This window comes from Cellulomonas hominis, from assembly GCF_005239125.1.
In the GTDB taxonomy this organism is placed as follows: Bacteria; Actinomycetota; Actinomycetes; order Actinomycetales; family Cellulomonadaceae; genus Cellulomonas; species Cellulomonas hominis_A.
Genome location: NZ_SZYE01000020.1, coordinates 1 through 11,848, shown reverse-complemented (window position 1 = coordinate 11,848; position 11,848 = coordinate 1). Strand labels below are relative to the sequence as shown.

Sequence of the window (11,848 nt, the reverse complement as noted above, 5' to 3'; positions counted from 1 at the left end):
CGGTGCGGGAAAACGATCCCGGGACGTGGGATCGAGTCCAGGTCAGGGCGCGCCCGGTCCCCGGAAGTGGCGTCGGGTGGGCGAGCGGGATCCCCGGGGCAGGGAGGTCCGAAGGGCGGGTCAGGCCTCGGCGGGGGCCGCCGTCGAGCCGCGCTCCGCGACCGCGGCGGAGAGCATCACGGTCCGCTTGGGCGACTCCGGGCTCTGGATCCGCTCGAACATCTGCGCCACGGCTGCCTCGCCGAGCGCGACGGCGTCCTGCGCCACGGCCGTCACGCCGGGCGTCACCATGGTCATCCAGGGGGCGTCGTCGAACGACACCAGGCTGAGGTCCTCGGGCACCCGCAGGCCGAGCGTCTGCGCGGCGCGCCACACGCCCTCGGCGAGCACGTTGTTGGCCGCGAACACGGCGGTGGGCCGCCCGGGCCCGCCGAGGAGGTCGCGGGCCACCGCGGTCGCCGCGCCCACGTCCCAGCCGCCGCGCACCACGAGGGCGTCGTCGAGCGGGAGCCCGGCGGCGAGGAACGCGGACCGGTAGCCGACCAGGCGGTCCCGGCCGGTCGTCCAGTCCATCTCGTCGATCAGCAGCGCGACCCGGCGGTGGCCCTGCTGCAGCAGGCCGGTGGTCACCCGCTCCGCGGCGGCCTTGTTGTCGACGACCACCGCGTCGCAGGCCCCCTCGGCGAACTGCCGGTCGACCTCGATCACCGGGATCCGGTGCCGGCCCAGGTACTCCGTGACCTCGGCGGACAGCGGGGTGAGGATGACGCCGGCGACGCGCAACGCGACGAACGTCTCGGCGGCCTCGAGCTCGGCCTCGACCGAGCCCGCGTCGTCGGCGAGCATCATCGCGTAGCCGCGCTTGCGGGACTGGGCGCTCACCCCGCTCGCGAGGTCGGCGTAGAACGAGTTGCGCAGGTCGGAGACGAGCACGCCGATCGAGCGGCTGACCTGCTGGCGGAGGTTGCGCGCCATCGCGTCCGGCACGTACCCGAGCGTCTGAGCGGCCCGGCGCACCCGGTCGCGCACGGCGGGCGCGACGTAGCCGCGGCCGGTGAGCGCGCGCGAGGCGGTGGACCGGGAGACGTCGGCGGCCTCGGCCACGTCCTTGATCGTGGCGCGGCGCCCGGCGGCGGTCACCGCACCGCGCGTGCCCGGCGCGGCAGCCTCCATGCAGTGCTCCTCGATCCCCTGGGCCCTTCGGCCTCAGTCCGCGACGACGTCCACCAGCGCCTCCGCGTGCTGGCCGAGGCGCAGGTCGCCGATGCTGACGTCGACGGCCAGCCGCCGGCGGACCGCCGCGGGACCCGTGGGCACCACGTCCAGGTCGATCTCCGCGTGCCCGCCGGGCGGGAGCGCGACGACGGCCTCGTCGGGGTGCGCGCGCCAGCCTAGCGGCAGCACCGGCCGGACGGTCGCCTTGCGCTCCTCGCGGGTGGGGTTCCGGACCGTGACGGTGAACCGGGCGGGCCGGTCGGCGGGCACGCGGGAGACGTAGGGGGCGATCCGCGCCATGTGCGTGTCGCTGCCCAGGTCGAGCTCGTCGAGCGGCAGCAGGTCGTGGTGCATCTGCACCAGCTCCTCGGCCTCCTCCTCCAGCATCGCGAGGTAGGAGTCGTCGACCCACCGGGGCTCCCAGTGCCCGGAGACCATGACGCCCGGCGCGACCCGCCGGTAGAGCGCCGCGCTGTCCCGGTAGTCGGTGATCCGGAACAGGTTCCGGTACTGGTAGTTGAGGATCTCGCGCCGGTTGCCGGGGATGCCGAGCCCGTCCTGCTGGTCGCCCGTGACGAGGACCCGCACGCCGTCCACCTCCACCTCGAAGGCGGCGGCGTACAGCGTGTGTCCGGGCAGCTCGTGCACGGTGATCTCGTACTCGTGCCAGCGGAACGTCCCGCCGACCGGCAGCACGCGGTCGACGGGGATCGGGTCGTACCACTGGCAGGGCAGGTCGAACCGCATCGGGTCGGTGAGGATCGGCGCGACGTTCGACGGCGCCCACACCTCGGTGCCCTCGACCTCGCGCAGCAGGTTCATCCCGGCGACGTGGTCGTCGTGGTAGTGCGTGGGGAGCACCGCCTCGACCGTCGTGACGCCGTGGTCGCGGCGCAGCGCCGGCAGCGACGCGAGCCACGGACGGCGGGACGCGCGGTCGCCGCCGGAGGGCAGGCCGGTGGTCATGTCGTACCCGTAGTCCATCAGCAGCGCCGCGCCGTCCCGCGAGACGAGGACGTAGGAGCAGGCGTTGCTCGACAGGTTGAGCAGGAAGTGCTCGGTGATCTGCTGGAACGGCTCCGTCAGGCGCAGCCGCAGGTCCCACGGCTGGGGTCGCCGCGAGTCCACGTAGCCCCGCATCCGGGTGGCGAGCAGCCCGAGCGCGTGCTGCGGGTCGTCCATCGGCTGCCCGTGCGACGGCAGCAGCAGGTCGAGGTGCTCGTCCATCAGCAGGTAGCAGGACAGGACCGTCATCGCCGGTCCCTCGTTCTCGGTGTAGGACCACTGGGTGGCCGCGAGCGACCACACCTTGCCCGGGGCGTACACGAGGTCGCCGGTGAACCCGAGGCGCCGGCCGTCCCGCTCGACCACGTAGCTGACCGAGCCGGTGGTGTGTCCCGGGGTCGGCACGACCTGCACGGGGACGCCGCCGTAGACGCGGGTCCGGTACTCCGGGACGACGTCGGCGACCGGCACCGGCTCGAGCAGCGAGAACCGGTCCTCGCGCAGGTTGTAGTCGTTGACGACCCGGCGGGTGCGCCACATCTCGTCGACCTGGTCGAACAGGTCCCGCTCGACCGGGGGCACGTGGATCGCGATGCCGGCGGCGACGGCGCGGGGCAGGCCCTGGCCCTGGTCGCGGTGGTGGTGGGTCATGAGGACGTCGGTGATCCGGTCGACGCCCATCTCGTCCAGGTGGTCCAGCGCGACCCCCGACCCGAAGTCGATCGCGACGGCGGTGCGGGTGCCGTCGGCGGCCGGCTCGGCGGCGCGGACGACGTAGACGTGGCAGGTGTCGGCGACGCGGAACACCCCGGGAGCGACCTCGGCGACGGCGGCGGCGGGCATGACGCCTATGGTATCGATTCCAGATCTTGCGGGACAAGCGCTGCGACGGAAGAGAAGCGCTGCTCAGCGGTGGTTTCGCCCCCTATGCCCGGACTGTCCCGCGCGCCGCTCACCGGCCCACCGCCCATCCACCGCCCACCCACCGCCGACCGTGCACCAGGTGCGGGGTTCCGAGGCCTCGAACCCCGCATCTGCTGCGCACTCGGCGATCGGGTCACGTCCGCGAGGTGCCGGACGCGGCCCGCAGCCCCGCCCGGTACGCCGACCAGGACCCGGCGACCAGCGCCAGGTCGTCCGCGGTCAGCGGTTCGCCCGACCGGTCGACCCGCTCCGCGTAGTAGAGCGCCGGCACCCCGCCCTCGGCCTGCGCCGCGACGTAGTCCCGCCACTGCGCCCGGTCGAGCATCGGCCACTGGTCGGTGTCCACGAGGTGCCGGGGCAGCGCGGCCCGGGCGATCGAGCGGCGCACCCGCATCTGGTCGGCCAGCGGGACCACCCGGCCCGCGGTGTCCCGCTCCAGCACGTCGTTGAGCCGCACCATGTCGCAGACGTCGGCGAACGCCGGGTGCGGGGTGTGGGTCACGACGAGCGCGTCCGGCTTGGCGTCCTTGGCGGCGCGGTACAGGTCCCCGAGCAGGGCGTGCAGGGCGGCGACGCCCCACGGCGCGTCGGCCGCGGCCCCGCCGTCCGCCCCGTGCCGGCGCACGGAGTGGCCCGCCGGCGCCCGCTGCGTGAAGTCGACCTTGAACCCGTCGGCGTCGACCCCGTCCGGGCCGAGCAGGTGGGCGACCGTGCGCCGGACCCGCTCCCGGTACGCGGGGCTCGCCGGGTCCACCGCGACGGGACGGCCACCGGCGTCCACCAGGCACTCCTCGACGGGCAGCCCCTCGGGGTCCCACGCCTTCCACCAGAGCAGCACCCGCTGCCCGGCGGCGTGCCGTGCGGCCACCCACCCGCGCAGGTCCGGCCAGCGGTCCGGGTCGACCTCCCCGGTGCCGTAGGCCCGCTGCCACTTGTCGTCGACCACGACCGTGCCCGGCAGCACGTCGTGCGCGGCGAGGTGCGCGAGCAGCTCGTCGTAGACGTCCTGGCGGGCCAGGTCCGGGGCGACCGGCAGCCCCGCGGGTACGACCGCCGGGCCGAGGTCCTGGAGGAAGAACGGGTGCGACGCGGGTTCGCCGGGCAGCGGCGCCCGGGCGCACTGGGCGCCCCAGCCGCAGAAGACCGGCTCGGCCCACCAGCCGGCGACCGGCGCGACGGGGCCGGCCGGCGCCCCGGCGGCCACCAGGTCGGCGCGGTGGTCCGCGAGCGCCGCCCAGGGGTCGGCGGCCGGCCGCAGCACCACCGCGGGGCTGCGCCAGGTGCCGTCCACCGCGGTGTGCGCGTCGTGGTCGAGCTCCAGCAGGAAGCCGCCGTCGACGGGCAGGTAGCGGAGCTCGGTCAGCCGCAGCCCGGCGACCGGGGCGACGAGGCCGAGGGCCAGCCAGCCCGGGGCGCCGGCGCCGGCTGCGGGCACGTCGAGGGCCGACGGCGCCGGCTCCCGGCCGAGGACCAGGCACAGCGGCGGCGGCGAGAACACCGCGTGCAGCCGCCCGGGGGACGCGTCGCCGACGATCCCGAGCGTGGCGGCGGACGCGGCCGGCCGGACCAGGTCCACCGGCTCCGTGGGCGTCGGCACGAACACCGACCGGTACTCGGCCGACGACCGGAACGTCCCGCCCGCGCCGTTCCGCAGCACGGCCCGGCCGCCGAGCAGCCGGACGTCCGTGAGGACGCCCGACCCCTCGACCTCGACGACCAGCTCCAGCCGGTCGGGCAGGCAGCGCAGCGTCGTGCGACGGCGGGCCCACGCGGTGCTCCGGCAGTCGAGCCGCACCTCGGCGACGGGGGTGTCCACCGGCTCGGCGCCGACCGGGGCGCCGGACGCGTCGTGCACGGTGGGCGCGCCGACGTCGGACGACTCGTCCGCGGCGCCCACCACGTCGACCGACGCCAGCAGACTGAGGTGCGACCAGATGCGGCCGTCCGGGTCGGCGAGCACGGCGCGCGGCGGGTCGGCGCGGACCTCGAGCAGGTAGGCGTCGGCGTGGATCGTCCGGGTGCCGGGGGCGGCGGTGATGCGCATGGGTCCTCGGGGTGGCTGGCGGCGGGTGGGTGGCGGGGGTGGGGGTGGCCGGGGCGGGCGGGGGCGTCAGCCGAACGGGTCGACCGGCGGCGGGGCGGCGGGCAGCGTGCCGGTGCGAGCGATCCCGGCGTACACCCGCCCGGAGTCCTTCACGGTGCGCCGCCCCGTGGCGTAGTCGACGTGCACCAGCCCGAACCGCGGCCGGTAGCCGAGCGACCACTCGAAGTTGTCCAGCAGCGACCAGTGCAGGTAGCCGACGACCGGCGCCCCGCCCTCGATCGCCTCGTGCACGGCGCGCAGGTGGCCGAGCAGCAGGTCCGTGCGCCGGACGTCGTGCACCCGGCCGTCGTGCGTGGGGCCGTCCCCGAACACCCCGCCGTTCTCGGTGATCATCAGCGGCGTGCCCGGGTGGTCGCGGTGCAGGCGGAGCAGCAGATCGCGCAGCGCGTCCGGCACGATCTCCCAGCCCTCGTCGGTGCGCCGCACGTCCCCGGACGGCCCGACGACCTGCCAGGGGAACGGGCGGTCCGGCCCGGCCGGCGCGGCGGCCACGACCCGGCGCGTGTAGTAGTTGACGCCGATCCAGTCCTGCCGGCCGCCGATCCGGTCCTCGTCGCCGGGGCGGACCACGTCGTCGAGGGACCGGCCGAGCGCGCGCTCGTAGTGCGCCCGCATGTCGTCCGGGTAGCCGCGCGCGGCCAGCGGGTCGAGGTACCACCGGTTCACGTAGCCGTCCGAGCCCCGGGCGGCCGCGGCGTCCTCGGCGGAGCCCGTCGCGGGGTCGCACGGGAACAGGCTGAGCGCGCAGCCGGTGCGGGCGGCGGGCGCGTGGGCCTTGACGGCGTCCGCCGCCGCGCCGTGGCCGAGCAGCACGTGGTGCCCCGCCGCGACCGAGGCGCCCAGGTCCGCCACCCCCGGGGCGTGCAGGCCGAGCTGGTAGCCCAGCAGCTGCACGATCCACGGCTCGTTCTGGGTGACCCACCAGGTCACGCGGTCCCCCAGCCGCCCGGCGACGGCGTCCGCGTACGCCGCGAACGCGTCGACCGTCGACCGGCCCGCCCAGCCGCCGTCCGCCATGAGCGCCTGCGGCATGTCCCAGTGGTTGAGGGTGAGCACCGGCTCGACGCCGCGCTCCAGCAGCGCGTCGACGAACCGCTCGTAGTGGTCCAGGCCGCGCGGCTCGACGCGGCCCCGGCCCTCCGGCACGACGCGGGACCAGCCGACGGAGAACCGGTACGCCCGCAGGCCCAGCTCCGTCACGAGGTCGACGTCCTCCCGCCAGCGCCGGTACGAGTCGCAGGCGCGCGAGCCGTCGCCGCCGCCCTCGACGGCACCGGGCCGGGCCGCGAACTCCTCCCAGACGGAGCGGCCCCGGCCGTCGGCGTCCAGGCTGCCCTCGACCTGGTACGCCGAGGTGGCGGCACCCCAGAGGAACCCGGGCGGGAAGGTGACGGTCACGGGCGGGCCTCCAGGGGGACGCGAGGGTCGAGGGAGATGGCCGGGAGGTTCCAGGCCGTCAGGGTCAGAGGGCGCGGTCCCGCGGGGTTCACCGGAGCGTCCTGCCCGACACTCCCGGCGTGTCCCGGCAGGACGCTCCACCCGAGGCCGGTCCCGGGGGTCCAGCGGGCGCGGAGCGTGCGGGACCCGCCCGGGAGCAGCGGGCGCGGGTCGCCGTCCAGGACCGCCCGGCCGGGGGCGCCGACCGGGCGGGCGTCGAGCAGCGCGAGGCCGACGACCGCGGGGCCGCCGCGGTGGGCGACCTCCAGCACGGCCGCGTCCGGCCCGTCGGGCCGGACGGTGACGTCGACACCCGCGGGCGCGAGGTCGAGCACCGGGGACAGGTCGGGGGCCGAGGTGGCGACGACGACCTCGTGGTCCAGCACCGCCCCGTCCGCCGCGGTCCACCGGACCTCCCAGAGCAGGACGGCCGCCCGCGGCAGCCCCGACGCGGGGTGCCGCAGGTCCCCGACGGGCCGGGGCTCGCGCACCGGGTCGGGGACCGCCCACCGGCGCTCGGCCAGCACGTCGCCGTCCGCGGTCCGCAGCCGCGCGACGACCGCCGACCCCGCGGCGACGCCCGCGTCGGACCACAGCCAGACCTCCGCGGCGGCGTGCGCCCGGCCGCCCCACGCGGTCGTCGCGGTGCGCAGCGTCGCGCGGTCCGGGGCGAACGCCCGCGCGACCGCGTGGAACGCCGGCTTGGCGTCGCCGAGGTGGTCCACGACGGCCGTGCACCAGCTGTTCGGGTAGGACTCGGCGAGCTGCCAGGGCAGCACCAGCGAGCAGCGCGGCCACCGGCGCCGGTCCGCCTCGACCGCGTACGCCAGGCCGGTCGCCTGCAGGTGCTGGCTCGCCCGCCGGTAGTCCTCGACCCCGGCCAGCCGGCCGCCGAAGCACTCCTGCACCAGCGGCGCGTTGTCCCACCACTCGCCGAGGTGCCGGTGCACGGGGTTCGACCGGTCGAGCGGCCACACCCGGTCGGCGGGCACGAGGTGGTCGAGCAGCCGGCGGTTCGCCAGGCCCTCGACGCCGAACTCGCTGTGCGCGAGACAGGTCCCCGCGTCGGCGAGCGCGTGCTGGCCGGTCAGCCCCTGGTGCTCCCACGGGCCGTGCACGTCGTGCTGGTCGTCCGGGGCCGCGGCGATGACGTCGGCGCGGTGGTGGAACGCGGGGCCGGTCGGGGAGGTCGGCAGCCAGGCGCGGCCGGGATCCAGGCGGGCGACCTCGTCCCGGAGGGCCGCGAGCACCGGCGACCGCGCCTCGTCGAGCGGGACGCCGTCGAGGTCGAGCTCGTTGCCCCCGCCCCACAGCAGCAGGCTCGGGTGGTGGACGCGCGGGGGGACGACGGCCGCGGCCTCACGGCGCATCAGGTCGACGAACGCCGGGTTCTCGCCCGGAGCGCTCTGCATCCCCGACGACGACTGGGACAGCTCCTGCCAGACGAGCAGCCCCGCCCGGTCGCAGGCCTCGTAGAACTCCTCCGTCTCGACCAGCCCACCGCCCCACACCCGCAGGAGCGCCGCGCCGGACGCCGCCGCCAGACCGACCAGGTGCTCGACGCGGTCGGGGGTGATCGCGCCGTACTGGGCGTCGGCGGGCGCCCAGTTCCAGCCGACGAGCGGGAGCCGCACGCCGTTGACCTCGGCGGTGTACCCGCGGGCCCCGGCGGGGGCGCCCGGGTTGGCGACGAGGCGGGCGGTGCGGAAGCCGACCGTGCCGCGCCTCAGCACCCGGCCGCCGGGGACGGCCAGGCGGACGGAGTACGTCGTGGGGGCGCCGAGGCGACGCGGCCACCAGCGGCCGGGCGCGGGGACGCGGACGACGAGGTCGAGCGGGCGGTCCCGGCCGGGCCCGGGGAGGTCGGCGCGGGCGGCGGCGACCACGACGCCCGCGGCGTCCCGCACCTCGACCTGCACCGCGGCGGCGCCGCGGTCGCCGACCTCGACGACCCCCGCGACGCGCACGACGCCGTCGGCGGGCTCGCCGAGACCGGTGGGCGCTGCGGGCTCGGCGGGCGCTGCGGGCTCGCCGAGATCGGTGCTTCGCGCCGAGATCGGACCGTGCAGACGCCGATCTCGGGCGGGACCACCGGTCTCGGCGGGCGCGGGGCCGCGGGGCGGGGCCGTGAGGGACGGGCGGACCGTGACCGACGCCAGGTGGACGCGGTCGACCACCACGCGCGCGGAGCGCCACAGGCCCTGGTGCGGCAGCCGCGGGCAGAAGTCCCAGCCCTCGGTCAGCCGCGGCCGGTGCACCCGGACGCGCTCGGTGCGGCCCACCTGGGGCTCGTTCGGCGGGACGGGGTCGACCACGACGGCCAGGCGGTGCGGCCCCGCGGTGGCCGCGGCGGCCGGCACCTGCGCGCGGAGCCGGTGGTACAGCCCCTCGACGCGCCCGATCACCTGGCCGTCCCAGAGCACCGTGCCCGAGGGGTCGACGCCGTCGAGCTCCACCACGGCCCGCTCCCCGGGGTCCAGCGGCGGCAGGTCGACGTCGCGGCGGTGGACCCAGTGCCGGGTCCCGGTCCACTCGGCGGCGCGGCTGTTCCGGTCCCGGTACGGGTCGGGCAGCTCGCCGGCACCGGCCAGGGCGGTGACGACGGAGCCGGGGACGGTGGCGGGCCACCAGCCCGGGGTCGCGGCGACCGCCCGCGCGGCGTCGGCGGCGTTGTTCCGGGCCGTGACCGGCCCGTCGACGAACCACCGCCAGGTCTCGCCCAGCGCCTCCCGGACCAGCCAGCCGGGCCCGTCGAGGTCGAGGACGCGGCCGGCCGGGCCGGGCGCGGCGGCGGGTGCGTCGTCGCTGGTCCGCGGATGTGGCATCGATGCCATATGACAACGTAACCACAGCGGAGCGAGGCAGGGCAACGGGTCCACGCCGCCGGACCCGCGTCGTACCCGGGTCGCGAACCACCCCCGCGGCCGCCCCGGCACTGCCAGACTCGGCCCGACGACCGAGAAGGGGGCCCGATGGCGGACGCACGGCTGGACGACGACGGCGCCCACGCGGCGCCCGGGCTCCCCGACCCCCTCCCCGACCCGCGGGCGCCCCGCCGGCGCGGCTCGGGCGTGGCCCACGTCGTGCAGGTGCTCGGGCTGCTCGGCGGGGTGCTCCTGATCGGCGTCCTGTTCTCGCAGTACCTCGACGTCTACCTCGCGTTCTTCGGCGAGCAGAACGTCGCCACGCCCCGGGACGGCACCCGGTACCTCGTCACGGCGACGGCGTGCGTCGCGCTCCTGGTCGCGGGCACCGCCGCGGCGGCCGTCCGCGGGCGCGGCGGCGTCGCGGCCGTCGGCGGGCTGCTGCTGATCGCGGGGCTCCTCGCCGCGGTCCTGTTCGCCGTGCCGTCCGACCGGTTCACCGTCGCGCCGCCCGACAACCGCCCCGGGCCCGACTACGTCCCCTGCTACAGCGGCAGCGGCGACTGCCCGGGCGGCTGACGGCCCGCGAGCGCCGCCAGGTCCGCAACCGACGCGTACCGCGCCGGCCCCCACGGCCCGCCGGTCGTCTCGATCGCGAACGCCGGCGCGCCCGGCGCCAGGTCGGCGGTCAGCACGGCCGTCGAGCCCGCCCCGTCGTCCCAGCCCAGCACCAGCCGCCCCGGCCCGTCCTCCCGGAACGCGAAGGCACCGCCGAACGCCGGGTGGTGCGTGCGCAGCGCGACCAGCCCGAGCTGCGCCCGGGTGACCTCGCCGTCGAGCGCCGCCGCGAGCTCGGCCGCGTCGTAGACGTGCCGGTTGACCTCGCGGCCCTGCCCGGTGCGCGCGAACCGCTCCATGTCGTCGGTGCCGGCGAGCAGGCCGACGTAGTAGAGCTGCGGCCGCCCGGGCACGAACACCTGCACCGCCCGGGCGAGCAGGTACGCCACCGGGTCCTCGCCGAGCACCGAGAAGAACGTCGCGTTGATCTGGTGCGGCATCGCGGCCCACGCGGGGGTGGTGGACGCGAGCGCGGACCGTCCGGCGGTCCGGCGCTCCGCCTCCGCGAACACGCCCGCCATCTCCTCGGTCGACAGCAGACCGGGCCGGTCGCCCGCAGGCCCCGCGTCGATGACACCGATGCCGTCGTGGGTGTCGAGCACCGTGATCGCGTTCCGCGGCCGGATGTCCAGCCAGTGCGCCAGCCGGTCCGTCTGCCCCGTCGCCAGACCGTGCAGCAGCAGCGGCGGCAGCGCGAAGTCGTAGACCAGGTCCACCAGCGGGGCGATCGCCGCCTGCTGGCTGTGGTGCGCGTGCACCTCGACCAGCACCTGCAGCCCCTCCGCGTGCGCCAGCGCGGTGATCTCCTCGACGAACTCCAGCGTCTGCGGGGTCATGAACGAGTCCGTGCCCGGCGTCTTCACCGCGTAGCCGACCGCGTCCAGCCGGACCGTCGACACCCCGCCCCCGGCGAGGGTGCGCAGGGTCCGGCGCAGGTAGTCCCGGGCGGCGGGGTGCCGCACGTCGAGGTCGACCTGCGTCGGCATGAACGTCGTCCACACCAGCCGCCGCGCGCCGTCCGCCCGCTGGTAGGGGGTGAACGGCAGCCCGAGGCGCGGGCGGTAGAACGCGGTGATCTCGCGCTCGCCGGCGCCGTCGGGGAACACCGCGTCGTAGGTGAGGAACATGCCGTCGGCCGGCGACTGCGGCCCGCGGGCCAGCCAGTCGCGGAACTCGGCCGAGTCCGCCGACACGTGGTTGACGATGAGGTCGGCGGTGACGTGCACCCCGTCGGCGGCGAGCGCCCGCACGTCGTCCCAGGTGCCGAGGCGCGGGTCGACCGCGCCGTGGTCGACCGGGTCGAAGCCGGCGTCGTCCCCGTCGAACGGCACGAAGAACGGCAGCAGGTGCACGCCGCGGAACGCCGCCAGCGGGCCCTCGCGGAGCAGCGCGCGCACGCCCGCGAGGTCGCCGCCGAGCCGCTCGGTGTAGGCCAGCAGGTGCACGCCGTGGTCGGCGGGCGCGGTCACCGCGTGCCCCCGATCCCGAGGGCCCCGACCAGCTCCGCCACGCCGCCCGCGGGCGAGGTCAGCACCGGGACCGCGACGTCCGCGCGCGCCGCGGCGCCCGCCATCGACGCCTGCGCGAGCACCACGGCGTGCACCTGCTGGCCTACACCGAGCGGCTCGGCGGCGACCTCGCGGGCGTGCGCGCGCTGCTCCGCGAGGGCCCGCTGGCGGCG

Annotated in this window: 7 protein-coding genes and 1 pseudogene; 1 reads left to right on the top strand and 7 read right to left on the bottom strand. The window is 77.0% G+C overall.

Annotation, left to right across the window (positions count from 1 at the left end; all coding sequences use genetic code 11):
* Positions 1 to 120 precede the first annotated feature (120 nt).
* From FA014_RS04620 to FA014_RS04600, 5 genes are all read right to left on the bottom strand, one after another.
* On the bottom strand, positions 121 to 1,173 hold the full coding sequence (locus tag FA014_RS04620) for a LacI family DNA-binding transcriptional regulator (RefSeq protein WP_154728531.1): 1,053 nt from the start codon (positions 1,171 to 1,173) through the stop codon (positions 121 to 123).
* A gap of 33 nt (positions 1,174 to 1,206) precedes the next feature.
* The gene (locus tag FA014_RS04615; RefSeq protein WP_154728530.1) at positions 1,207 to 3,063 is read right to left on the bottom strand and encodes an MBL fold metallo-hydrolase; all 1,857 of its coding nucleotides are present in this window, start codon (positions 3,061 to 3,063) and stop codon (positions 1,207 to 1,209) included.
* Between the two features lie 214 nt (positions 3,064 to 3,277).
* Positions 3,278 to 5,188, bottom strand: a complete 1,911-nt coding sequence (locus tag FA014_RS04610; RefSeq protein WP_154728529.1) for a hypothetical protein — start codon at positions 5,186 to 5,188, stop codon at positions 3,278 to 3,280.
* Positions 5,189 to 5,254: 66 nt separating this feature from the next.
* Positions 5,255 to 6,646, bottom strand: a complete 1,392-nt coding sequence (locus FA014_RS04605) for a GH1 family beta-glucosidase (RefSeq protein WP_154728528.1) — start codon at positions 6,644 to 6,646, stop codon at positions 5,255 to 5,257.
* Positions 6,643 to 9,510: a glycosyl hydrolase 2 galactose-binding domain-containing protein gene (locus FA014_RS04600; RefSeq protein ID WP_154728527.1), complete on the bottom strand. Its 2,868-nt coding sequence runs from the start codon at positions 9,508 to 9,510 to the stop codon at positions 6,643 to 6,645. The genes FA014_RS04605 and FA014_RS04600 overlap by 4 nt, the downstream gene beginning before the upstream one ends.
* A 147-nt stretch (positions 9,511 to 9,657) precedes the next feature.
* Here FA014_RS04600 and FA014_RS04595 point away from each other — a divergent pair, with 147 nt between their 5' ends.
* The gene (locus tag FA014_RS04595) at positions 9,658 to 10,128 is read left to right on the top strand and encodes a DUF6234 family protein (protein ID WP_154728526.1); all 471 of its coding nucleotides are present in this window, start codon (positions 9,658 to 9,660) and stop codon (positions 10,126 to 10,128) included.
* On the opposite strand, the gene gtfA is transcribed toward FA014_RS04595, so the two are convergent.
* Positions 10,095 to 11,636 (bottom strand): sucrose phosphorylase, encoded by a 1,542-nt coding sequence (gtfA, locus tag FA014_RS04590; protein ID WP_154728525.1) that lies wholly within the window; start codon positions 11,634 to 11,636, stop codon positions 10,095 to 10,097. The two genes, FA014_RS04595 and gtfA, sit on opposite strands and share 34 nt — an antisense overlap.
* A pseudogene (locus tag FA014_RS19870) lies at positions 11,633 to 11,848 on the bottom strand (hypothetical protein); the annotation flags it as partial. The pseudogene FA014_RS19870 and the gene gtfA, both read right to left, overlap by 4 nt.

Coding starts and splice junctions, on each gene's coding strand:
- FA014_RS04620 (WP_154728531.1), bottom strand. CDS start 1,173: ATGGAGGCTGCCGCGCCGGGCACGCGCGGTGCGGTGACCGCCGCCGGG.
- FA014_RS04615 (WP_154728530.1), bottom strand. CDS start 3,063: ATGCCCGCCGCCGCCGTCGCCGAGGTCGCTCCCGGGGTGTTCCGCGTC.
- FA014_RS04610 (WP_154728529.1), bottom strand. CDS start 5,188: ATGCGCATCACCGCCGCCCCCGGCACCCGGACGATCCACGCCGACGCC.
- FA014_RS04600 (WP_154728527.1), bottom strand. CDS start 9,510: ATGCCACATCCGCGGACCAGCGACGACGCACCCGCCGCCGCGCCCGGC.
- FA014_RS04595 (WP_154728526.1), top strand. CDS start 9,658: ATGGCGGACGCACGGCTGGACGACGACGGCGCCCACGCGGCGCCCGGG.